The 22,792-nt window shown below is 68.7% G+C and carries 24 protein-coding genes; 4 read left to right on the forward strand and 20 right to left on the reverse strand.

Annotated features, from left to right (window positions below; translation table 11 throughout):
* The first annotated feature begins 2 nt into the window (after positions 1 to 2).
* Complete coding sequence (locus G6N45_RS21470; RefSeq protein ID WP_163724414.1) at positions 3 to 923, forward strand: HpcH/HpaI aldolase/citrate lyase family protein; 921 nt, start codon at positions 3 to 5, stop codon at positions 921 to 923.
* Here the strand turns inward: G6N45_RS21470 and G6N45_RS21475 are convergent.
* From G6N45_RS21475 to dapB, 7 genes are all read right to left on the reverse strand, one after another.
* Positions 917 to 1,384 carry a hypothetical protein gene (locus G6N45_RS21475; RefSeq protein ID WP_163724417.1) on the reverse strand — a complete coding sequence of 156 codons (468 nt, stop codon included), beginning with the start codon at positions 1,382 to 1,384 and terminating at the stop codon, positions 917 to 919. The genes G6N45_RS21470 and G6N45_RS21475 overlap by 7 nt on opposite strands.
* A 252-nt stretch (positions 1,385 to 1,636) precedes the next feature.
* On the reverse strand, positions 1,637 to 2,653 hold the full coding sequence (locus G6N45_RS21480; protein WP_163724420.1) for a hypothetical protein: 1,017 nt from the start codon (positions 2,651 to 2,653) through the stop codon (positions 1,637 to 1,639).
* A gap of 10 nt (positions 2,654 to 2,663) precedes the next feature.
* Positions 2,664 to 3,983: a Dyp-type peroxidase gene (locus G6N45_RS21485; RefSeq protein ID WP_163724423.1), complete on the reverse strand. Its 1,320-nt coding sequence runs from the start codon at positions 3,981 to 3,983 to the stop codon at positions 2,664 to 2,666.
* A gap of 9 nt (positions 3,984 to 3,992) precedes the next feature.
* Positions 3,993 to 4,553: a hypothetical protein gene (locus G6N45_RS21490; RefSeq protein ID WP_163724426.1), complete on the reverse strand. Its 561-nt coding sequence runs from the start codon at positions 4,551 to 4,553 to the stop codon at positions 3,993 to 3,995.
* A 188-nt stretch (positions 4,554 to 4,741) separates the two neighbouring features.
* A complete protein-coding gene (locus G6N45_RS21495; protein WP_163724430.1) occupies positions 4,742 to 5,200 on the reverse strand; it encodes a flavodoxin family protein in 459 nt (152 codons plus the stop codon).
* Positions 5,197 to 5,664 carry a tetratricopeptide repeat protein gene (locus G6N45_RS21500; protein ID WP_163724433.1) on the reverse strand — a complete coding sequence of 156 codons (468 nt, stop codon included), beginning with the start codon at positions 5,662 to 5,664 and terminating at the stop codon, positions 5,197 to 5,199. Before G6N45_RS21500 ends, G6N45_RS21495 begins: the two co-directional genes overlap by 4 nt.
* Positions 5,661 to 6,398, reverse strand: coding sequence for a 4-hydroxy-tetrahydrodipicolinate reductase (gene dapB / locus G6N45_RS21505; protein ID WP_163724436.1), 738 nt, complete (start codon positions 6,396 to 6,398; stop codon positions 5,661 to 5,663). Before dapB ends, G6N45_RS21500 begins: the two co-directional genes overlap by 4 nt.
* A gap of 195 nt (positions 6,399 to 6,593) precedes the next feature.
* Here dapB and G6N45_RS21510 point away from each other — a divergent pair, with 195 nt between their 5' ends.
* Positions 6,594 to 7,952, forward strand: a complete 1,359-nt coding sequence (locus tag G6N45_RS21510; protein WP_163724439.1) for an HNH endonuclease signature motif containing protein — start codon at positions 6,594 to 6,596, stop codon at positions 7,950 to 7,952.
* A 22-nt stretch (positions 7,953 to 7,974) separates the two neighbouring features.
* Positions 7,975 to 8,346 (forward strand): hypothetical protein, encoded by a 372-nt coding sequence (locus G6N45_RS21515; RefSeq protein ID WP_163724442.1) that lies wholly within the window; start codon positions 7,975 to 7,977, stop codon positions 8,344 to 8,346.
* Here the strand turns inward: G6N45_RS21515 and G6N45_RS21520 are convergent.
* The 9 genes from G6N45_RS21520 to G6N45_RS21560 form a co-directional block, all read right to left on the reverse strand.
* Positions 8,333 to 9,166: a hypothetical protein gene (locus G6N45_RS21520; RefSeq protein ID WP_170312462.1), complete on the reverse strand. Its 834-nt coding sequence runs from the start codon at positions 9,164 to 9,166 to the stop codon at positions 8,333 to 8,335. The genes G6N45_RS21515 and G6N45_RS21520 overlap by 14 nt on opposite strands.
* Positions 9,163 to 10,356 (reverse strand): NHL repeat-containing protein, encoded by a 1,194-nt coding sequence (locus G6N45_RS21525; RefSeq protein ID WP_163724445.1) that lies wholly within the window; start codon positions 10,354 to 10,356, stop codon positions 9,163 to 9,165. Before G6N45_RS21525 ends, G6N45_RS21520 begins: the two co-directional genes overlap by 4 nt.
* Positions 10,353 to 11,204 (reverse strand): NifU family protein, encoded by an 852-nt coding sequence (locus G6N45_RS21530; protein WP_163724449.1) that lies wholly within the window; start codon positions 11,202 to 11,204, stop codon positions 10,353 to 10,355. The genes G6N45_RS21525 and G6N45_RS21530 overlap by 4 nt, the downstream gene beginning before the upstream one ends.
* Positions 11,201 to 12,436: a tetratricopeptide repeat protein gene (locus G6N45_RS21535; protein ID WP_246228754.1), complete on the reverse strand. Its 1,236-nt coding sequence runs from the start codon at positions 12,434 to 12,436 to the stop codon at positions 11,201 to 11,203. The genes G6N45_RS21530 and G6N45_RS21535 overlap by 4 nt, the downstream gene beginning before the upstream one ends.
* Before the next feature lie 16 nt (positions 12,437 to 12,452).
* Positions 12,453 to 12,695, reverse strand: a complete 243-nt coding sequence (locus G6N45_RS21540; RefSeq protein ID WP_057147693.1) for a hypothetical protein — start codon at positions 12,693 to 12,695, stop codon at positions 12,453 to 12,455.
* A 5-nt stretch (positions 12,696 to 12,700) separates the two neighbouring features.
* A complete protein-coding gene (locus G6N45_RS21545; RefSeq protein WP_163728840.1) occupies positions 12,701 to 13,474 on the reverse strand; it encodes a hydrogenase maturation protease in 774 nt (257 codons plus the stop codon).
* A gap of 76 nt (positions 13,475 to 13,550) precedes the next feature.
* The gene (locus G6N45_RS21550) at positions 13,551 to 15,161 is read right to left on the reverse strand and encodes a nickel-dependent hydrogenase large subunit (protein WP_163724452.1); all 1,611 of its coding nucleotides are present in this window, start codon (positions 15,159 to 15,161) and stop codon (positions 13,551 to 13,553) included.
* Positions 15,162 to 15,181: 20 nt separating this feature from the next.
* A complete protein-coding gene (locus tag G6N45_RS21555; RefSeq protein WP_163724455.1) occupies positions 15,182 to 16,147 on the reverse strand; it encodes an NADH-quinone oxidoreductase subunit B family protein in 966 nt (321 codons plus the stop codon).
* Positions 16,148 to 16,221: 74 nt separating this feature from the next.
* Positions 16,222 to 16,749 carry a DUF1641 domain-containing protein gene (locus tag G6N45_RS21560; RefSeq protein ID WP_163724458.1) on the reverse strand — a complete coding sequence of 176 codons (528 nt, stop codon included), beginning with the start codon at positions 16,747 to 16,749 and terminating at the stop codon, positions 16,222 to 16,224.
* Positions 16,750 to 16,973: 224 nt separating this feature from the next.
* Here G6N45_RS21560 and G6N45_RS21565 point away from each other — a divergent pair, with 224 nt between their 5' ends.
* Positions 16,974 to 18,035, forward strand: coding sequence for an AraC family transcriptional regulator (locus G6N45_RS21565; protein ID WP_163724461.1), 1,062 nt, complete (start codon positions 16,974 to 16,976; stop codon positions 18,033 to 18,035).
* Position 18,036: 1 nt separating this feature from the next.
* Here G6N45_RS21565 and hypE read toward each other — a convergent pair whose 3' ends face one another.
* From hypE to hypF, 4 genes are read right to left on the reverse strand one after another with little or no spacing between them, the layout of a single operon-like run.
* Positions 18,037 to 19,107, reverse strand: a complete 1,071-nt coding sequence (gene hypE / locus G6N45_RS21570; RefSeq protein ID WP_163724465.1) for a hydrogenase expression/formation protein HypE — start codon at positions 19,105 to 19,107, stop codon at positions 18,037 to 18,039.
* On the reverse strand, positions 19,100 to 20,206 hold the full coding sequence (hypD, locus tag G6N45_RS21575; RefSeq protein ID WP_163724468.1) for a hydrogenase formation protein HypD: 1,107 nt from the start codon (positions 20,204 to 20,206) through the stop codon (positions 19,100 to 19,102). The genes hypE and hypD overlap by 8 nt, the downstream gene beginning before the upstream one ends.
* A complete protein-coding gene (locus G6N45_RS21580; RefSeq protein WP_057147370.1) occupies positions 20,203 to 20,478 on the reverse strand; it encodes a HypC/HybG/HupF family hydrogenase formation chaperone in 276 nt (91 codons plus the stop codon). The genes hypD and G6N45_RS21580 overlap by 4 nt, the downstream gene beginning before the upstream one ends.
* The gene (gene hypF / locus G6N45_RS21585; RefSeq protein ID WP_163724471.1) at positions 20,451 to 22,787 is read right to left on the reverse strand and encodes a carbamoyltransferase HypF; all 2,337 of its coding nucleotides are present in this window, start codon (positions 22,785 to 22,787) and stop codon (positions 20,451 to 20,453) included. Before hypF ends, G6N45_RS21580 begins: the two co-directional genes overlap by 28 nt.
* Positions 22,788 to 22,792: the final 5 nt, after the last annotated feature.

Raw genomic sequence — 22,792 nt, forward strand, 5'->3', positions numbered from 1 at the left:
GCGTGTATGACCAGACCTTCAGCGAATCGGCCGCCAGCGAGCACGGGACGCGGATCGACCCGGTGCTCGCGCGCAGTTGGCTGCTCGTCAACGGCGCTTCCTACGAGCGGTTCGGTCCGGCGGTCGAATCCCGGGCCGACATCATCGTGCTCGACATCGAAGACGCGGTCGCCCCGAAGGACAAGGCCGCGGCCCGGGAGAACGTCACGCGCTGGCTCGCCGAGGGCCACGACGACTGGGTGCGGGTCAACGGTTTCGGCACCGAATGGTGGGCCGGCGACCTCGAGATGCTGGCCGGCACGTCGGTCGGCGGCGTGATGCTCGCGATGGTGGAGTCGGTCGACCACGTCACCGAGACCGCCAAACGGCTGCCGAACGTGCCGATCGTCGCGCTGGTGGAGACGGCGCGGGGACTGGAACGCATCACCGAGATCGCCTCGGCGAAGGGCACTTTCCGGCTGGCGTTCGGCATCGGCGACTTCCGCCGCGACACCGGTTTCGGCGACAATCCGACCACGCTGGCCTATGCGCGGTCGCGGTTCACCATCGCGGCGAAGGCTGCCCACCTGCCCGGCGCGATCGACGGTCCGACCGTCGGGTCGAGCGCGCTACGGCTCAGCGAGGCGACGGCGGTCTCCGCCGAATTCGGTATGAGCGGCAAGATCTGCCTGACACCGGACCAGTGTCCGACGGTCAACGAAGGTCTGTCACCGTCGGTCGAGGAGATCAGCTGGGCAAAGGAGTTCCTCGTCGAATTCGAGCGGGACGGGGGCGAGATCCGCAACGGCTCGGATCTGCCGCGGATTGCGCGGGCCAACAAGATCCTCGACCTGGCCCGGTCGTACGGCATCGAACCGTCGCACTTCGACGACGTCGACGACCCGGTGCACATCCCTGCACCGTCGGACACCTACCACTACTGACCGTGCGCGGCGCGGTGACGTGAGTGCAGGAAGGTCCGCACGCCCCGCAGGATGCCGCGCGCCGCGTACACGCCGGACAGGATCGACAGCACGATCAGCACGATGAACATCACCAGCCAGTTCGTCCGGCCATGGTCGACGTTCCACCACACGAGGGTGAACAAGACGGCGCACACGAAGACGACGATGTCGCGCCAGTTGCCCTCGTAGGACGCGGCGAGCTGGCGCAGTTGGCGGTTCTTGTGCACGGCGGCGATCAGGTCATCGACGCGCATGTCGATGATGCGCTGCAGTTCGGCGCGCCGCTGAACCTGGTCTTCGGGGATGCGTGCCAGTAGGTCCATGTCTTTGACGATCAGGCCTTGGACGTCGGGCCCCTTGAAATTCCCCGCGGCCATTCCGAGGAGTGCGCCGCCGGCGATCGGAGCTCCGGCGAGGGCGATGTCGGCGATACCGGGCATGAGGCTCCTTGTGTCAGTACGTCAGCGTCGCAGCAAGTGTGCCGCCCCGCCGGTGGGCGCGCTGACGAACGGCCGCATCACATGAGCGTGGCGGACCGTCTCGGAATCCAGCGGCCGCGACCACTCGGCTGCGCACGTCCCGCGCCTCGCCAGGCCGCTTTATGGGTGACTTACCTTTTCTGGCAAGCAAGCGGGCTCGAGTACACCCAAGGTCATCGCACAACCTCTATCGGGTGGTACGCCGAGACCGTGCTATTTCATGGTGGCCAGGTTGTGCCACAAATTCCTGAGACTGTCTGTTCCCCCGAAGAGGGTCGTGAAGTGGGTCGAGTCGATCAGCACGATGTCGCCCGCGCGTTGACCGTTCGGTGGCATCCAGATCAGCGCGTTGAATTCGCTGTTGCCTTCGGCGGTGAACGGATGTGGCCGGTTGGGGTCGACGCGCTGTTTCCCGAGGACCCTCAGTGTGTCGCTTTCCGGGGCGGTGAGTTCGTAGTGCGGTAGGTGCGGGTGAAAGTTGAACGTGGTGACGTTGTCGAGAAGCCGGGCGTTGTCCAGATCTCGGATCGCTGTCAGCGGCGCGATGTCCTTGGTGCCCTCCACGACGGCGGGCCGCAACCCCCAGATGTTGTGCACTGGCACGTCGAGCGCCCGCATCAGCGATCGGGTGTACTGGCTGAACCGTTGCTGCCGCGGCACGAGCCGGTCGCCGTGGTGCAGGTACTCGACCTGGCGCTGCTCGTAGTCGTCGGTGAAACCGACGTCATGATGGGGGGCCAGCAGCAGACAGGTGCCCTCACGTTTCAGCCACTCGGCGATCGCCGCGATCTCCTCCGGTCCGGCTTCCTGTTCGCCGATCAGATGGTCGAGCCCGAACACCATCAGCGTGTCGGTGTCGGCCAGAATTCGTTCGTCGATCGGTAGCTTGTAGCCGGCCTGATCGATGCGCTGGTAGACGGCGACCGGGTGCCCTGTCGCCTCACCGGCGAGTTCCTGGAAAGCCACGGCGGACCGGTGGAACAGCTCCAGCGTGCCCGCAACGCCCTGGAGGAAGTTGGCGGCGTTGTACTCCTCGGTCTCATAGGCCGGCCACAGAACATTTCGCACCTCGGTCATGGTGGAGAAGCGGTTCTCGATGAGCGCCGGATCCCGTTGTGCCTCCCAGGGATAGCTCCACGTCCAGTAGATGCTGATACGGCGGCCACCGGCGTGGGCGCGCGGGACGTGGTTCTGGTTATAGGTCCGTGGTGGCAGAGGCACTGTGCTCATGGTCGATCCTTCAGTTGCCGAGTGAGACCAGATAACGCATGGCGTTCAACCCCGGCAGGAAGAAATACGCTCCACCGGTCAACGTGGTGAACGCCGGAATTCCCTTGTGAACCTTGCGGATCGGCCGCTTCGGCACGGTGAAGTCCAGCGTCCCGTCCTGGGTCCCGGTGATGGGGTCGTGCTCGTTGCCCAATTCGTGAAACCTCTTGTCGTTGATCCACACGTTCTGGGCGAACTCGAACTGCCGCACGAGGTCGGCGCAGATGATGAACGCGGCGATGCCGCGCTCCACCCCGTCGTCCGGTTCCCCCTCCGGCAGCGCCGGTCCATACGTCGCGCCGCGGCGGATCATGCGCCGACGGTTCATGTAGTGCGCGGTGTCCCGGGGATTCAACCGACGCGCGTGTGAGCCGAGTGGACACGCATATCCGAACGGATCCATCTCTTTGTAGTTGAAGTCATTGTTGCGCATCGGGTCTGCGCCGAGCTCAGGATCATCCTTGTCTGGCGCCAGCACGAGGGGCGCGCCGCTGCGCCACCGCCCCATGAACTTCGCGGCCAACAGCTCCTGCTCCTCCGGCGTCTCCGCGTTGTCCAGTAGATAGTCACGGAACGCTCCGACGTGTTCCTGCAGGCGGCGGTACGCCATGTAGCTGCCGTTACGCGACAGCACTTGCGGCTCAGGCAGATTGGTCACCGGCCCGTTCTCGTCCGGGTAACCGAGAATGAACTCACCCGGTTCAAGCGCGGCGCCGGAGCCCGGTGTCGGCTCTTCTCCAGAGCCCTTCATCACCGGCTGCGACAAGCGGTCCCGGAACCCGAAGTGGTCGTGGGCGTAGTTGAACGGCGGTGTTGCGTTCAGGTCGAGGAACGACAGGCTGCGCACGCCATCGGTGCGGGCCAGCAACTTGTCGTGCTCGTCGATGGACCGCCGGCACTGCTCATCGGTGCGCGAGAACAAGATCGCGATCGCGTGCAGGTCGTCGCCGGCCAGGCCGCCGACCCAGTGCCGCGGTGCGCTGGCGCCGGTGTCCCCGAGAATGTCCGCACGGGCAGCCATCCCTGTGCGGAACTCCCCTGGGAAGGTCTGCAGCGACTCGTCGGGCACGCCGAGCGCGCGCAGGCCATTCCACGTGAACGCGAGAGTTACCCAGCGGTCGGACTCGTCCATCGTGGCAGTCGCGTCCGTGGCGGATTGCGTCTTGTCCAGCAGCGCGGAGAGCCACGCCCGTCCGCCGTCGGCGGTGTCGAAGGTCAGGAACTCATAGCGTCCCGTGATGGCGGGTGTGCGCGTCAGCAGGATGTGCTGGATGTCGTCGAATTCAAGCACGGGTACCGGTCACTGCATCTGGTCGAGCATTTCCGAGAAGGCCGCCTTCAGCCGCAGTGCCTTCTTGATTTCGTCGGCGGTCACATACGGATATTCGCCGTATTCGAGGAAGCTGGGTACCTGGTGGTCGCGAACGAACTTGATGAATGCGTCAGGGTTCTCCTTCCAATCCTCCGGGAACCCTTCGAGTTGGGTGAAGATGGTGGTGATGCCGGTTGCGCTGAACAGTTGCACCGCGTCCTCTGTGTACTTGTCGAAGTCGGTGTCGAAGATGCCCATGTATTGGAAGTGCAAGCCGGAACCGACATCGAACAGATTCCAGCGCAGGTAGTGCAACTTCAACGGCGCCAGGGCCTCCGGACTGGCTGCGATGGTCTCCTCGATGGTCTTCCCATACGCGCGGACCACGTCCTCGCGACCCTCTTTGACCTTTGCGATGATCGAGAATCCGTGACACGCGGGAGTGCGCGGGAAGATCGGCCCGTACCGTCCCTGCTCTTCTTCGAAATATCCCTCTTTCGGGATCGCCATCGCCGCTGGCTTGGTCCAGTCATCATCAGTCGCAGGCATCCTCATCCTCCCCGTCGACAGCGACGCTACGCCTCATCGTCGCCGTGAATACCGCCTTTTGGCACCTGCCTCGAGAGGGATGTGCTGCCCTGAAGGAGGTGACGCAGTCGTCCGCTTCTCGAGCACAACGCAGCGGCGCCGGACGACATCGCCGACCGTATACAGCTTGGCCTCGTCGGCCGTCTCGGTCACTCGCCCATCAGCTTCGCTGCGACCGTCGCGCCAAGGTTCCAGCATGCCTCCAGGTCGGCCTTCGTCGGCTTGCCGGACACGATGACCGTCTCTGCGGCGCGCTCCCACCCCAACCCGGCGGTGATCCCGTCGACCGCCCGCTCGGCCCCCTCGGTGCCCTCGTTGCCGTGCAGCCAGAATCCGAACGGCCGTCCGCGAGTGGAATCGAGCAGCTGGTAGTAGCTCTGGTCGAACGCGTGCTTGAGCGCGCCGGAGATGTAACCGAGGTTCGCAGGGCTGCCCAGCAGGTAGCCGTCGGCTTGCAGCATCTCCACCGGCGAGACGGTCAGCGCCGGTCGCCGCAGCACGTCGACACCCACGATCTCCGGGTCGGTCGCGCCGGCGATGACCGCGTCGAGCATCTCGTGACAGTGCGGCGACGGGGTGTGGTGGACGATGAGCAGCGTCCTGCTCATCGTGTCGCCTCCTGCATCTGCACGGCTTTCTTCATGGTCTCCCGGGCGCGGCTGCGATCCCCGGCGTAGTCGTAGGCGCGGGCCAACCGGTACCAGCGCCGCCAGTCGTCGGGGTCGGCCTCCACTTCCTCCCGGACCGTGGCGAACAGCGCGTCGGCGGCGTCGCGGCTGATCCGACCGGAGGGCCTCCGCGGCAGGTCGCTGACGTCGAGTTCCATGCCCTGCTCGCGCGCGAGCCGCGCCAGCCGCTGATGCGCCAGACCGGCACGCAACGTGGCGATCATCGCCCAGGCGCCGACGACGGGCAGGATCAGGATCGCCGCGCCGAGTCCGATGGCGGCCGCCTCGCCGGACCGGATGAGGATGATCGCCGCCCTGCCGAGCAGCACGAAGTAGACCACGAGCGCGACGCACATGAAGCCGATCAGCAGCTGGGTGCGCAGCGCGCGGGACCCTTCGCTCATGTCAGGTCGAGCAGCGGTTCGAGACCCACAGTGAGGCCCGGGAAGTCGCGGATCTTGCGCACGGCCAGCAGCACACCCGGGACGAACGACGTGCGGTCGATGCTGTCGTGCCGGATGGTGAGCGTCTCGCCCTGAGTGCCGAAGAGGACTTCCTGGTGGGCGACGAGGCCGGCGAGCCGGACCGAGTGCACCGGGATGCCGTCGACATCGGCGCCGCGCGCCCCCTCGAGTCCGGTGCTGGTGGCATCCGGATTGGGTGGCATGCCTTTTCGCGCTTCGGCGATGAGCTTGGCGGTGCGCGCAGCCGTCCCCGACGGCGCATCGGCCTTGTGCGGATGGTGCAGTTCGATGACCTCGACGGACTCGAAGTGCTTTGCGGCCTGCTGGGCGAAATGCATCGACAGCACCGCGCCGATCGCGAAGTTGGGGGCGATCAGCACGGAGACGTCCGGCTTGGCGGCGAGCCATTCCCTAACCTGGTCGAGCCGCTCGTCGGTGAAGCCGGTGGTGCCGACGACGGCGTGAATGCCGTTGTCGATCAGGAACTTCAGGTTGTCCATGACGACGCTGGGGTGGGTGAAGTCGATGACGACCTCGGTGCCGCTGTCGGTGAGGGCCGACAGCGAATCGCCGGCGTCCACGCCGGTGGTGAACTCCAGGTCGTCGGCGGCCTCGACCGCCGCGACCATGGTGGCGCCGACCTTGCCCTTGGCTCCCAGCACTCCGACTCGCATGCGCTGAGCCTAAACCAGCGCCGCGTCGGCTCGGTTTGGCGATCGCCACTCGCGCGGCCTCCGCAGACCGTCGAGCCGCCCGGTCGAGATCCGCCTTTCAGTGTTGAGTGAGCTTCCAAATCTCTTTTGCCACTTCCGTTTCTGCTGTCACTTTTGGCGGTGGAGTTGTCAGTGGTTCGAACTAGTGTTCGATGCATGGGTGAAGTCGCGAGCGCGGTGGAGGCGATCCGGTCGCAGATCGCGATGCTGCACGACACCTGCGACACCCTGTCCCACCGCGAGCTCGTCGAGCTGCTGACGGAGCTGACGACCGTGCTGCGCGCCGTGCCCGCCCTGGAACATCGCGTGCTCGCGAAGCTGGTGACGGAGACCGAGCCGCGCCGGCTCGGCGAGGCGTCGTGGAAGAAGGTGCTCACCACCGCGCTGCGGGTCTCGGAGACCGAAGCCAAACGACGATTGGCTCACGCCGCGGCGCTGGGTCCACGGCAGTCGATGACCGGGGAGCCGCTGGCGCCGCTGTGGGAGGCCACCGCTGCCGCCCAAGCCCGTGGTGCGCTGGACGCCGAACACGTCAAAGTGATCGCCACGTTCCACGACAAGCTCCCTTCGTGGGTCGATGTGGACACCCGCGCCTCCGCCGACCGCCAACTCGCCACCCTGGGCGCCGGGTTGGCCCCCGAGGACTTGAAGAAGGCCGCGAACCGGCTGGCCACCATGATCGATCAGGACGGCCCCGCACCCACCGACGCCGAACGCGCCCGCAAACGAGGCGTCACGTTAGGCGAGCAGCAAGCCGACGGGATGAGCAAGCTCTCCGGCTGGATCACCCCGGAATTTCGGGCCGTCTACGAAGCCGTCGAGGCCAAACTCGCCGCGCCGGGAATGTGCAACCCCGACGACGAGACACCATGTGTGGACAGCCACCCCGACGACACTCAACGCCGCGCCGACACCCGCAGCCCGGCGCAGCGCCGCCACGACGCCTGGCTGGCCGTCGGCCGGATAGCGCTGATCTCGGGTGAGCTGGGCCAGCACAACGGATTACCCGTCACCGTCATCGTGTCGACGACCTTGCAGGAGTTGGAAAAGGGTGCGGGGGTGGCGGTCACCGGCGGCGGCAGCTTGCTGCCGATGGGCGATCTGATCCGGATGGCCTCGCACGCGTTCCACTATCTGGCGGTGTTCGACCAGCACACCAGCCAAGCCTTGTATCTGGGCCACACCAAGCGAATCGCCTCCCCGGCGCAGCGGATCGTGCTGCATGCCCGCGATCGGGGCTGCACACGGCCGGGCTGCACCGTGCCCGGCTACTGGACCCAGGTCCATCACGTCACCGACTGGAAGAACGGCGGCGCCACCGACGTCAACGACCTCACCCTGGCCTGCGGCCCCGAGAACCGGATGATCGAGCACACCGACTGGGACACCCGCAAAAACCGCCGAGGCCAGATCGAATGGGTACCCCCACCCGACCTCGACACCGGCCAACACCGCGTCAACGGCTACCACCACCCCGAACGCCACCTCCTCCCCGAAGACGACCAAGGACCGTAGCGGCACGGTTACGCTCGGCTGCATGAACGTCAACGTTCCCGCCCTCGTCGCGGCCGGTGCCGTGGCATCCGCGTGCGTCCTGGCAGCGCCGGCAGGTGCAGCCCCGAGCTACGGCAGCAACGGTGTGTTCGGGGTGACCACCCAACCGCGCGACGGCTGGGCCACGACGTTCATCCCGCCGGGGCGCTACCGGGTGGACCAGTCACCCAGCATGCAGCCCTACCAGAGTCCGCCCGGGTTCTGGCTGCGGTGCCGCGACTTCCCTTGTGCTGGAACATCTCCCGGGAACATCGTCGGTAACGGGGATGCGCTGCGCGATTCGCCGACGTTCGTCGACATTCTGCCGACCGACGTCGCGATCGCTTTGCACAACGTCACGCTCACCCCCGCCTGACCGCCAGCGCCGGATCGAAGGTCGCCCGCGCGGCGACCGACGCGGCCGCGGCGGCCACCACGGCACCGGCGTCGCCGTCTCGACCCTTCGCGAAGACGATCTCCGCGCTGTCTTCTCCGTCGCGGTGTGCCATCAGGTAGTCGTAGAGCAACCAGTCGAGCGCGCACGCCACGTCATAGGGGTCGGCGTCGGGGTGCGCCGCAGCCGATGTCACCGCCCGCATCGACTCGATGTGTTCCGTGCGCGCCGCATCCTTGTTGGTGCCCGAACTGTCGAACAGCAGCATCGCCAGCGTCAACGGCAGCCGCGCGCCCGACTCGGTGCGCACCACCCAGCGGCTGCCCTTCCACGGCCGTACCGGGTCGACGTGCACCATCTCGCCGTAGCCGCCGACGACACCGGGTGCCGGCTCCTGCAACTCATCCTCCAACGGCACCGGGCCCAGCATGTCCAACGGCTGGCGGGCCAGGATCGACATCAGCACCGCCGTCCCGATGATCCGGCCGGCCCGGGAGTCGGGCTGCTCGCCGAAAAGGTCGACCGCCCGCGCGTAGTCCAGGCACGCGTCGTCCAGGCTGCGGTACAGCTGCGCGAGGTCCTCCCGGTCCTGCGGCGTGGGCCGCCGGCCCCCGCCCAGCAGTTCCCCGAACCGCCGCGCAGCGTCGATCATCGCGTCGTCGAGCGCCGAGAGATGCGTCGCCGCCAAGCGGTCCGGTTCATCGTCGTCACCGACGAGGACGGCCAGCGTGGTCGGCAGTCCGGCGGCGGTAGCCCAGTGGAACCCGATCTGGTTGTCCTGCTGAATGATCCGGGGCCTCACGAACGCCGCCACAGCATCACGCGGTTGTTGCCCGAATCCGCCACCGCGAGCAGGCTTCCGTGCAAGCTCAGACCGTACGGCCAGCACAGCGTGTCGCGGCCGACCAGCGCCCACCGGTTCTCGCCATTCGACGCGAAGTCGGGTTGTGCCAGCACATGGTCGGCGGGCCGACCACCGAGCGGCTCCTCCGGCAGCCCGTCCCACATCAGGATGCGGTTGTTGGCCGTGTCGGCGACCACGAGAAGTTCGCCGTCCACATCCACCGCGTAGGGGAACCGGAACCGGTCACCGGTGTGCGGACCGTAGGGCCACTCCTGCGCGGTCACGAAATCCGGCTGTCCCAGGACCGAATTCGCCGACGCATCGGCAGCCGGGTGCGGCGTCCAGCCCAGCACGCGGTGATCACCCGCGTCGGCCACCAACAGCAGATCCGGCGTGCCGGCGATTGCGTGCGGCCAGCGGAAGCTCGCCGGTCCCGCCGCCGCACCACGGTTCTCCTCACGGCCACTCGGTGACGGTTGCCCGAGCACGATGTCGGCGACCTGTCCCGGCTCCGGCACACCGCCGCTGAATCCCAACACCCGCCGATTCCCTGTGTCGGCCACCCAGAACCGCCCGCCGAGCACCGCAAAGCCGAACGGCCAGTAGAACGTTCCCGCCGAGCACACACCGCCCGCGTTCGGTTCCACCGACGCGCTGTCGGGCTGACCCAGCACCACATCGGGGGCGACGTCGTCGGACTGCGGCACCGAGTTCCAGATCAGGATCCGATGATGCCAGGCGTCCGCCACGATTAACCGCCCGTCGACGATCGCGACGCCGGTCGGCAGGTTCATGCCGCGCTCGGGTCCGCGGCCACCCGCCGCACGGCCCTCGGTGCCCCCGTCAGGCTGACCGAGCACCACGTCGGCGGGCTGCTCGTCGGCCTGCGGCACACCGTGCCAGATGAGCACGCGGTGGTTGCCGGAGTCGGCGACCACGACATGGTTGTCATCGACGAAAACCCCGCGGGGAGAATACATCCACGACATGCTCGGCATCGCCTGCGGCAGCGCCAGCCCGCCGGGCGCGGGGGCGCCCAGCCACGTCAGCGGCCGCCACCCACCGCTGTGCTCATCGGCCAGTACCGCGGTGGGCACCCGCCCGGCGGGACGGCCGGCCACGGTGTGCCGCACCGTGTAGCGACTCATCGGCCCGTCCGAACCCAGACATCCCCGTCGTCGATCCGCAGCGGAAGCTGCTCGAGTTGCACGCCGGGAGCCGACATGCACTCCCCCGACGTCGCGTCGTAGCAGAAGCCGTGCCACGGGCATGTCAACGTGCCCGCGGACGCATCGAGAATCGCCTCGTCGAGCGGCAGAGCCTCGTGTGCGCACTCGTTGCGGTACGCCGAAAGCCTCTGACCGAGATTGACAACGATGACGCCGTCGGCGGGCACCGTGATCCCGTCGACCGGGACCGACTCCGCGCGGGTCACCTTCACCCAGCCGTCGTCGGCCGGCCGCGGCGGCATCCGCAGCGACTCGACCGGGATCACCGCCGGTGACGGCTCGGCGGGCACCACCTCGACCGCTCGCAGCGACGGAATACTCTGTCGCAGAGCGGTTTCGACGAGCTCCCGCAGCGTCACCGACGACATCGAGCACCCGTTGCACGCGCCCTCGAGACGTACGAAGGCGACGCCGTCCTCGATGCGGACGAGCGCCACGTCGCCGCCGTGGCTGTGCAGCTGCGGACGCACCGCGGCCAGCGCGCGCTCGGCCAGCGTCACCGGGTCGGGCCGGATGATGCCGTGCAGCGTCAGGAGCATCCTCACCACGGGGTCGTCGACGAGGTCGAACAACAGCGGACGCGCGCCGTCGTCGGCCCGCATCCGCGATACGATCGTCGTCAGCCCGGCGCGGTGGATGCCCTCCAGCGCGGTCTTGAGCTCCTCGGCGGCGGCCCGGGCGGCAGGATCCAGGTCGGCCAGCGCCGCGACCGCGGCGTCGACCCTGCCGGCGAGGACGTCGAGATCGGTGGTGTCGGCGAGCGTCATCGCGCCCCCTCCCGGGAGATCTCGTCGAGCACTCCGCGCACCGAGCGCACCGCATCGGTGTCCCCGAGTTCCTCGAACAGGAACCGCGCCTCGTAGAGTTTCGCCTTCGCCTGGTCGAACGCGCCGAGGTGGGCGAGCACGTTGCCCTGGTTGGCCAGTACCCGCGCACGCCCGCTCGGGTCGGTGTCACGATCGCGGGCTTCGAGCACCGCCTCGTAGATCTCGACCGCCTCGACCAGATTCTCCTGACGGTGCCGAGACGGGGTGTACACCAACGAGTTCGCGAGATTCAGCTGGACACTGGCCCACCGCTGCGGATGCTCGTCGCGGGTGAACACGGTCAGCGCCTGCCGCAGCGACTGCGCGGCGATGCCGAGCCTCAACTGACTGGACGCCTCCACCATCGGCATCGTCAGGTAGGCCGTGGCCAGGTCGGCGTGGCCGGACGCCCACAACAGCGGCGCGTCGTCGCGCCGGATCAGCTGCAGCGCCGAGTGGTAGTGCGGGATCGCGGCGGGCATCAGCTCGGGCCGCTGCGCGGCCTGCTCGTGCAGCACGCCCGCCGCGGCCAGGTGCAGTTCGGCACGGGCGATCTTGAGCCCGTCGGCGCCGTCGAGCAGCTTCAGCGCGCGTTCGAACCGGCTCACCGCGGACGGATCGCCCGCGTCGCGACACAGACCCGCAGCCGCACCCGACAGCACGCCTGCCAACGGGCGGCTCGCCGGCGTCGCCGCGTGCGCGGCGGTGTCGAGGATCGCCACGGCTTGTGTCGGCGCGTGGGCGTCGACGGCGGCCGACGCCGCGACGGCGAGCACCGTGGCGGCCAGCTCGCCGTCGAGGCCGTCGGCGTCGGGCACGGTGTCGCTGCGCCCGAGCACGAACAGGACCACGTCGACGAGCACCCCGAGCTCGCCCAGGCCGGTGCGTACGACGTCGGGCGAGGCGACGTCCGGATCGAGCACGAAGTGGTTGTAGCGCGACACCGGATCGTCACCGGCCAGCGCGGCCAGCGCGGCGTCGCGGTCACCGGAACAGGCGTGCCGGTGGGCGGCCATCCGCTCGGGCCACACCTCGGGCAGACATCCCGACAGCAGTGCGGCACGCGCCGCATCGGTGTCCTGTCCTGCGGGGATGAGCAGGTATCCCAGGGGAAGGCCGAACACGCCCAGCGGTTGCGGGCGCGTCACCAGCCCGGCGCCCGCCTCGGTTGGTTCGACGGCGATATCGGTCACGGCCCTCCCCTGCTTGTCACCTCAGATCACGCTCCGCGGCGCGCTTGATGAGGTCGGCGGCCAGGTCGGCGCGCCGTCGTGTGCGGTGGGTGTTGATCCGTTTGCGGACCACGCCGTCGTCGAACACCACGACGATGTCCACGGCCCACTGACCGCGGTCGGGCACGACCACGGTGTCAACGGCGCGGGCCTCGGCGGCGGAGCTGTCGGGGCGCACCACGGTCGGCGGCCTCTCCTGGGGGTTCTCGCGTTCAATCATGGCGATCACGTTTCCCGCTCCTCGGCCTCGGAAACCGGGATGCGCAACGCGGACTGGTCATCGTCCCAGCATGCGCGACGGACGCCGCACAGTGGGATCTCCCTCAGCAACTCGCTGACGAGCACCGACCGGTCGCCGGCGGGGGTGCGCTGCTTGAGCAGCAGGCCGCCGCTGCGCGGCCCGCGCAGCGGGATCAGCCACAGGGCGCCGTCGCGCAGCAACGCGGCCACCGCGTCGGACGGGAACCGGGCGGCGGCGGTCGCGGCGTCGAGCCGTAGATACCCGTCGGCGGTGAACTCGACGGTCACCTCGCGGGGGACCTCGGGCCGGAGCGGCCCGAGATAGTCACGTTCGATCAGTGCGATCACCTGTTCCATCGCCGCCGTCACCGGCTCGGACAGGTCGGCGCCCATCTCGACGGCGGCGACCTCGATGAGGAACACCGTGATGTCGGTCGGGCAGTCGTCCGCCAGCGCCCAGCGGGCGAACGCGATCGCGTGGTCCCAGCGGAACGAATGGGTGTGCAAACCCTGCAGCGGCGGGAGTTCGGCGAGTTCGGAGCCGGGCACCCGGAACGTCGTGCCCGGCGCCGAACCGGTGGCGGCGGCGTCGACGATCACCACCTGGCGGGCGCCGCGCATCTGGAACGCGACATCCATTCCGGCGGTGCCGCCGTCGACCAGCTTGGCGCCCTCGGGCACGCCGCGCTCCCACAGGTGACGGACCAGGACGGGGCCCACGCCGTCGTCGCCGCGCAGCAGGTTGCCGCAGCCGATCACCAGCACGTCGCAACCCGGCGGCTCGAGCGGCGCCGCCGGGTTGTCCGCGCCTGTGTTCACCTCTGCAGAGGGCAGCTCACACCATCCCGTTGATGACGAACTTGCTCAGCTCCCGGCCGGTCTTGCCGTCGTAGGCGTGCACCGTGCACACCAGGCAGGAGTCGAAGCTGCGGGCGACGTGGCCGAGCTCCACGGGGTCCTCGGCGTCGACGATCGGGGACCCGACCAGCGCCCGCTCGATCGGGCCGAGCACCTCCGAACCGTCCCGCGGGCCGATGTTCCACGCGGTCGGCGTCACCACCTGATAGTTCTTGATCTTGTTGTCCTCGAGCACAATCCAGTCCGACAGCGAACCCCGGGCCGCCTCGGTGGACCCGAAGCCCTTGCCCTCGGCGTACTCGGTCGGCTTGGTGTAGAAGCTCTCCTTGAGCTCCAGCGCGTCGAGCCACTGCCGCGCCCACTTGTAGTACTTCGGCGCCTCGTGCATGCGCGCGAGCTGGCGCACCATCACCGACGGACCGATGGTGTTGTAGATGTCGCCGAACAGCGGGTCGTCGTCCTGGTGCGCCGCGGGGTTCGGGCCGGCCGCCGCCATCCGCCGGGCCAGCGGGCCGGCTTCCAACGGGATGTTGCCAAGGTCGCCGACGGCGTAGCGCGGCGATTTCGCCCAGCTGTACTTGCCCTGCTTGCGTCCCTGCTCCGGGTCGATCGGGATGGTCTCGCCCTCGAACGGATGCAGCGGCCGGTCGCCCTGGTAGAAGGAGTGGGTGATGTCCTCGCGGACGTTCGCCTGGTCGAACTCATAGTACTGCCCGTCGGCGAACACCCCCGAGCGCCCGATCAACGCCGCGTTGCGACCGTCGATGGTGGGGTTCTCGTAGAGCGACGGCTCGAAATACGTTCCGGTGGCGAGATAATTGCCGACGCCCTGGCCGTACTTGTCCAGTCCGACGTCGAGGCAGTAACGGATGAAGAAGCCGCAGTCGCTGTTGTACTGCGCCTCGTTCTCGTCCACCCAGGCGAGCACGTCGTTCCAGGTCTTGTTCTCCAGCCAGCGGTCCACCGAGCAACCCAGCCACTGGCCTTCCAGCCAGGCGTCGTTCCAGTGCTCGAGGATCGCGATCGACCGGGTGACGTCCGACAGCGTCGGCGCGCACATCACGCCGCCGGGCACCATGAAGCTCGAGTGCGGCCACTGCCCGCCGTAGATCGCGTAAACCTCGACCGGCTTGGCGCTCAGCACGACACCGGGCTGATAGCTGGTCCCGACGTAGGGGGCGAAGCGTCGCACCGCCTCCTCGTACATCGAGGACTTGGCGTAGTTCTTGTTCGTCAGGTCGATCGCGAACAGCGCGTAGAAGTAGCGAGGGATCGACTGCAGCGTCTCGCAGGCCTGACAGATGTTGCGGATCAGCGTCGCGTTGTGCGGCATGTGGGTCCGCCATGCCGTGTCCAGCGCGTAGGCCGACTTGTACAGGTGGCTGCCGCCGCAGATGCCGCAGATGCGCGGGCACACCACGAGCCCGGACTGAGGATCCTTGCCGCGCAGGATGATCTCGAAGCCCCGGAACATCGCGGCCTCGGTCCAGGCGGAGGTGACGACCCCGTCCTCGATCGTGACACGCACGTCGAGGTCACCCTCCACGCGGCCCAGCGGGCTGACGAACAGGTCCAGTTGTGACGTCATTACCAGTCCTTCCAGTGGTCTCAGACCACGAACATGTCTTCTTTGGACCACTGCGGCGCCGCGATGCGCGCGGCCGCGGCCAGACCCATGTAGGTCAGGTGGTCGGTTCCCTCGGGTACTTCCTTCGGGATCATGCCGCTGACCTTCTGCGTCTTGAACAGCGTTCCGGGGGCGAGGTCGAAGTGCGGGAACTCGGGCTCGGTGCAGCCGAGGCAGGGCATGCCGGCCCGGGTCTTCGACGACTGCCGGTTCCACAGGATGCGGTTGCACGGTGAATGCGTCATCGGTCCGCGGCAGCCGAATTCATAGAACAGGCAACCGGTTCGGGTGCCCTCGCCGAACGACAGCGTCGACTGCTTGTACTCGAAGAACTGCACTCGGGTGCAGCCCGTCTGGGTGAAGGTCTTGAAGAACGTCTCGGGGCGATGCAGATCGTCGAGGGTGATGTCACCGGCGCGACCTGTGGCCAGTGCGACCAGGATCTGGGTGATCCAGTCCGGGTGGGCCGGGCAGCCGGGCACGTTGATGACCGGCAGCCCCATCTTCGACCGGAAGTCCGAGCCGAGGAAGCCGCCCTTCTCCCGCTTGTGGAACTGCAGCCCCGTCGATCCGGACGGGTTCGGTTCCATCGCCGGAATGCCGCCCCAGCAGGCGCAGTCGCCGATCGCGACCACGATCTGCGCGGCGGCGGCGAGCTCGGTGACCCAGTCCTTCATCGGGCGGTCGGCGAACATGTCGGCCCGGCCCTCGTAGGCCTCCATCACGGTGCCCTCGAACACGAAGATGTCCAGTGGGCGTTCGCCGCTGGCGCAGTCCCGGAACACCTTCTGCGCGTTCTGCCCGAGTTCGAGCCCCAGCGACGGATGCCACAGCAGGTCCAGCCCGAAGTCGACGATCAGGTCGACGACGTTCGGTTCCTCCGCGTTGAGGAAGGACATGGTGTTGCCGCTACAGGCACCACCCTGGAACCACAGCACCGATGCCATGAGGACTCCTCTCCATCACCGAAGGCGTGGGCTACTGCGGCCTCCGCAGCGAAACTTGTTGTGCGTGAGTGTTGTCAGACCCGCCGTCCGAAGACGCGGGCCACCTCGAGCAGGTACGCCACACCACGTGCCACATCGGGGTCTTTGGCCGCGCCGCGCAGCGTCTTCCACAGTCCGCGCACCCCGCGGGGCGCCGGCGGGACGGACGCGCGCGCCGACACCATGGCGTCGCCGAACGCGGCGATCACCTCCGCGCCCTGCGGGTCGGTCAGCGGCGAGTTCAGCAGCGTGGTGATCGCCGGGGCCGCGTGCACCAGGCCGCCCGACAGTTGCGCCAGGCTGGACGACAACCGGCTCAGCTCAACGGATTGGCCCTTGAGCTCGCCCAGCGCCGAGGTCAGATTCGCGGTGATGTCGTCGCCGCGGCGCACGAAGCCGTCGAGGCCGGTGACGAGCACCGCGAGGAGATCCGCGTGCTCGAGCAACGTGTTGAGCGCCTCGGCGATGCGGGGATCGTCGAGCCGTTCCCGGACGGAGGCCGACGGCCCGGAGAGAGCGGCCGGTTCCAGGACGGGAGCGCTCGCTTCACCGTTGGTGCCCATGCTCGACCTCCCTGGCGGACTCCCCTGTTGGAGGGAGAACATGCCCCAAGGTACTCAGTGGTTCTCAACCTGCCTATCGCTTTCGCGCAACTCCTATCAGGATTGCGCACAGATGGTTACGCTGAAGCGAGACCGATGTTTAGGAGTCTTGCCTTGCGCACGCGAACTGCCGTTCCCCGCTGCCAAGGCAGCCTGCCCTTCTCATCCCCCTCGCAACTGTTCTGATGTCGCGTCTGACCCGTCTCGGCTACATCGACATCCGCCGCACCAGTGATCCGGTCCGTCGCAAGGTTCGCTCCCGCGGCGTCCCCCCCGCGCTGACCGACCATGAGATCTTCTACACCGAGGACATCGCCAAGGCGACGCGGCTGATGGGTCGCGCGCTGTCTCCGCTGACCCTCACGGTGGACCCCACCGAGGCCGACGGGTTCGCGGCGACGATGCACGGCGTGCGCCTGCGCAACGTCAGCATGCTCTATGTCGACCTGCACGTGCCTGCGACGGTCGACATCCCCGAATCCGGTCGCTATTACGCGGTGCACATGCCGATGAACGGGGTCGCCACCGTCGTCCATCCGTCCTCGACGTTCCAGGCCAACACGATGCGGTCGCTGGTCTCCAGCCCCGGGGTGCCGCTGCGGCTGGAACTCGGCCTCGACACACCGCAGCTGCTGATCCGGATCGAGGCCCAGGCGATGTCCGCCCATGTGACCCGGCTGATCGGACGAAACCTGTTGCGCCCGTTGGTGTTCGAACCGGAGTTCGATCTGGCGACCGAGGCGGCGATGCGCTGGCACGCCGCGGTCCAGCTGGTGCACACCGAGGTCTACCACGCCGGATCGCTGATCCAGAAGGGGCGGGCGATCGGACCGGTCGAGGAACTGGTGATGAGCAGCCTGCTCTATCTGCAGCCGTCGAACTACCACGCAGACATCACCCAGCCGTCGTCGCCGGATCCGCGCCGCACGGTGATCCAGCAGGCGATGGACTTCATCGACGACCACCTCGCCGAGCGGATCACGATGGAGTCGCTGGCGGGCGCCGTGCACATGAGCGTGCGGTCGATCCAGCAGGGTTTCCGCTCCGAACTGGGCATGTCGCCGATGGCGTTCGTGCGTGAGCGCCGCCTCGAGCGGGTGCACGAGGAACTCACCGATGCGATCCCGTCCGACGGCGTGACGGTGACCGCCGTGGCCGAACGCTGGGGCTTTCACCACCTCGGCAGCTTCTCGGTCGAATACCGCAAACGCTGGGGCGAGGCACCGTCGGAGACGCTGCGCCGCTGATTCAACAGATGCGCGGAAGCTGTTCTCCGAGTTCGCGTTCCACTACCCGCGTGGTGCCGAACGGGGTCCGGGCCACCGCCATCCCCGGGTGCTCGTCGACGACCCGGCCGATCACCGTGGCCGCGGCGCCGTCGGGATGCGCGCGCATCGCAGCCAGCACCGCCTCGGCGTGCTCGGGTGCGACGAAGGCGACCAGCTTGCCCTCGTTGGCGACCTGCAGCGGATCGAGCCCCAGGAACGAGCAGGCGGACGCCACGGTTTCGGGCACCGGGATCGCGGCCTCATCGAGCTGGACCCCCACCGAGGCGGCCCGGGCGATCTCGACCACCGACGCCACCAGGCCGCCGCGGGTCGGGTCGCGCAGCGTGTGCACCGCCGCCGGGCCGGCTGCGGCGAGCATGGCGGCCACCAGCCGGTGCAGCGGGGCGCTGTCGGTGCGCACCTGCGTGCCGAAGTCGATGCCCTCGCGCACGCTCATGATCGCCACTCCGTGCTCGCCGATGGCGCCCGACACGATCACCACGTCGCCCGGTCGCGCGCGCTCCGGCCCGATGTCGACCCCGGCCGGCACGACGCCGACACCGGCGGTGTTGACGAAAAGCTGGTCGGCGCTGCCCTTTCCGACGACCTTGGTGTCACCGGTGACAATCGGCACCCCGGCCGCGGCGGCCGCCTTGCCCATCGTGGTGGCGACTGCGCCCAACACGTCGATCTCCAGACCCTCCTCGATGATGAAACCGGCGGTGAGCCCGATGGGTTGGGCGCCGCTGCAGGCGAGGTCGTTGATGGTGCCGTTGACCGCGAGATCGCCGATGTTGCCGCCGGGGAAGAACAGCGGTTGTACGACATAGGAATCGGTGGTCAGTGCGATGCGGCCGGCGCCGGTCTGCAGCACCGCCGAATCCCGCGACGGGCCCGCGGCACCGCCGAAGGCCGGCAGGAAGAGGTTCTCGATCAGCTCCTCGGAGAGCACGCCGCCCCCGCCGTGGCCGAGCACCACCCGCCGGGTCTCCCGCAGCGGTAACGGACACACCCAGTCCGCGGGATCGACGGACACCGGTGTCTCAGACATGGGTGGTCGCTGCTTCCAGCCGGCGGAACTGGTAGTACGCCGCGCACGCCCCCTCACTGGACACCATCGTCGCGCCGAGCGGTGTACGCGGGGTGCAGGTGCGGCCGAAGGCCGGACATTCATTGGGTTTGAGCAGTCCCTGCAGCACCTCTCCGCTGTGACACTCGGCGGACTCGGCGACCTGCAGATGGCCGACCCCGAAGCGGCGCTCGGCGTCGAATTCGGCGTAGCGGGGCGACAGCGTCCATCCTGATCTGGGGATCATGCCGATGCCCCGCCATTGCCGGTCGGTGACGGCGAAGACGTCGGCGAGGGTCTGCTGCGCCACCGGGTTGCCCTCCGCGCTGACCGCACGCGGATAGGCGTTGCGCAGCGCGGGCGTGCCCTCCTCCAGCAGCTCGACGACCTGACGGACTCCTTCGAGCAGGTCGAGTGGCTCGAAACCGGTCACCACGATCGGTACCCCGAACTCGTCGACGAGCGGCTGGTATTCGGCCGTACCCATCACCGAGCACACGTGGCCGGCAGCCAGGAAGCCCTGGACGCGTTTGCTCGGTGACGACAGGATCGCCCTCATCGCAGGCGGCACCAGCACATGGGAGACCAGCATCGAGAAGTTCGTCAGCCCCAGCCGCTGGGCGTGCAGCACCGCCATGGCGTTGGCGGGCGCGGTGGTCTCGAAGCCGACGCCGAAGAACACCACCTGCTTGTCGGGGTTGTCGGCGGCCACCCGGGTGGCGTCCAGCGGTGAGTAGACGATCCGCACGTCGCCGCCGCGGGCCCGCACCGCGAACAGGTCCCGGCTGCTGCCCGGCACCCGCAGCATGTCACCGAACGAGCAGAAGATCACGTCGTCGCGGGCCGCGATCTCCAGCGCCCGGTCGATCATCTCCAGCGGTGTGACGCACACCGGGCAGCCCGGTCCGTGGATGAACTCCACCGCGCCGTCGAGCAGCTGGTCGATCCCGTTGCGGATGATCGAATGCGTCTGGCCGCCACACACTTCCATCACCGTCCACGTCCGGGTGGCACGGCGGCGGATCGCGTCGACCAGCGTCTTGGCCGCCACCGGGTCGCGGAATTCGTCGAGGTACTTCACGCCGGATCCCTCCTCGCGAGCGGCTGCTCACCGGCGAGTTCCTCGTCGAGCACACCCAGTTCGGCAAACATGCGCAACGTCTCGTGCGCCGACGCCTCGTCGAGCCGAGTGATCGCGAAACCCGCATGCACGATCGTGTATTCGCCGACCTCCATGTCGGGCAGATACGCCAGGCACACCGTCTTGGTGGTGCCGCCGAATTCGACCGTGGACATTCGCGTCCCGGCCTCCTCCCAGATGTCGATCACCTTCCCGGGGATCCCGAGGCACATGGCTCACTCCTTTCCCGAGGCGAACTGGATGACACGGACACCGAGGCCATTGAGGCCACCACGGCCACTGCTGCCTGCCCGAGCGCCAGCCCACCGTCGTTGCACGGCACCACCCGGTGGGTGAGCACCTCCAGTCCTCGCGCGCGCAGTCCGGCTGCGATCCCGGCCAGCAGCAGGCGATTGGCGAACACGCCGCCGGTCAGCCCCACCGTCGGTATCCGCGCGACCGCCGCCGCGTCGCCGGCGGCGCGCACCGTCGCGCGGATGACGGCGTCATGGAACAGCAGCGCCAGGTCGGCGCGCGCCCGGCCGGCGCGCAGACCCTCGACCAGCGCCAGCATCACCGGCGCGGGGTCGAGCACACCGTCCGCCACGTCGAAGTCCGCCGGCGTGCCGTCACGTCCGGCCCGTGCCAGGTGCTCGAGCTCGACCGCCGCCTGGCCCTCGTAGGTGACCTGCTGGCACACCCCGAGCAGGCTCGAGACCGCGTCGAAGAGCCGGCCCATGCTGGTGGTCGGCACGCATCCCACCTCGCGGTCCAGCTGCTGGGTCAGGATGTGCATGCCCGCGGGTCCGAGCGCGGCCACCGGCGGCAGGTCGGCCGCCGGATCGATGCCGGCGCGCCGGAGCAGGTCGACCGCGATCCGCGCCGGGAACCGGACGGCGCCGTCGCCGCCGGGCAGCCGGAACGGCGCCAGGTGTCCCACCCGGGTGAACTCCACGGGGCCGGTGACCGCGAGCAGCTCGCCGCCCCAGATCGTGCCGTCGGTGCCGAACCCGGTGCCGTCGAAGGCGACGGCGAGCATCGGGTCGCCCAGCCGGCGGTGTTCGGCCAGCAGCGACATCGCGTGGGCATGGTGGTGCTGCACGGCGAGCAGCCGGCCTCCGTGGCGCTGCGCCCACCGCGTCGTCGCATACCCCGGATGCGCGTCGTGGGCGACGACGTCCGGCACACTCCCGGTCAGGAATGCCAGGTGGTCCACCGTCGCAGCGAAGCACCTCTGGGTGCGCGGGTCGGCCATGTCCCCCAGGTGCGACGACAGGTGCGCCCGGCCGTGGCTGCCGGTCAGCGCGAACGTGGTCTTCAGATCGCCGCCGGTGGCCAGCACGCACGCCGATCCGCCGTCGCCGAGCGGAACGGGCAGCGGTGCGAAGCCGCGAGAACGCCTCAGCGGCAGTTCGTTTCCGTCGGCGTCCATGCTCACGACGGAGTCCTCGCAGGGCACGTGGATGGGGCGGTCGTGGTCGAGCGCCGCGTCGGCCAATCCGTCGATCCACCCCAGATCCTCGGTGCGGTACACGATCGGCGAGCCGCCCTGGTTGGCCGACGTCATCACCAGGGCAGGCACATCGAGCTCGACGAAGAGCAGGTGGTGGATCGGCGAATAGGCGAGCATCACGCCGAGGTCGCGAAGATTCGGCGCCACCCCGTCGCTCACCGTGCCCGGGTGCGCCGCCAGCAGCACGATGGGCGCGGCGGGCGAGGTCAGCGACCGCGCCGCCGCGTCCTCGACGACGGAGATCCGGCGCGCGTGCTCGACGTCGGCGACCATCACGGCGAAAGGCTTGGCGGGCCTGTTCTTCCGCTGCCGCAGCCGGGCGACGGCGTCGTCGTCGTCCGCGCGGCACGCCAGGTGATAGCCGCCGATGCCCTTGACCGCGACGATCAGGCCGTCCCGCAGCGCCGCTGCGGCGGATTCCAGTGCGGGACCACCGGTGTGCGGGCCGTGCCAGCTCAGCCGCGGCCCGCACTCCGGGCAGGCGATGGTCTGGGCGTGATAGCGCCGGGCGGTGGGGTCGCTGTACTCCGCGGCGCAGACCGCGCACATCGGAAAGCCCGCCATCGTGGTGGCCGGCCGGTCGTAGGGCAGATCGGTGATCACCGTGTAGCGCGGCCCGCAGTTCGTGCACGTGATGAACGGGTGGCGGTGCCGCCGGTCGGCCGGGTCGAACAACTCGCGAAGGCAGTCCGGGCACGTCGCGATGTCGGGCGCCACGAGGGTGCGCCGGCCGTCGTCGCCGCCCGGGGTGCTGTCCAGGATGCGGAACACCCGTTCCCCGAGGACCGGACGGGGCGCCACCACGAAGGTGTCGACATGTGCCAGGGGCGGTGGGGCGTCGCGCAGGGTCTGCACCGCCGCGTCGACGCGCGCGCCGGGTCCCTCGAGTTCGCACTGCACCGAGCCGGCGTCGTTGAGCACGAATCCGCCCAGCCGGTGCGCAGCGGCGATCCGCGCGACCGTGGGGCGGAACCCCACTCCCTGGACCACGCCGGTGACACTCAGCCGTACGCGCGTGTGTGCGCTCATGGCGC

It is taken from the genome of Mycolicibacterium psychrotolerans (assembly GCF_010729305.1).
In the GTDB taxonomy this organism is placed as follows: Bacteria; Actinomycetota; Actinomycetes; order Mycobacteriales; family Mycobacteriaceae; genus Mycobacterium; species Mycobacterium psychrotolerans.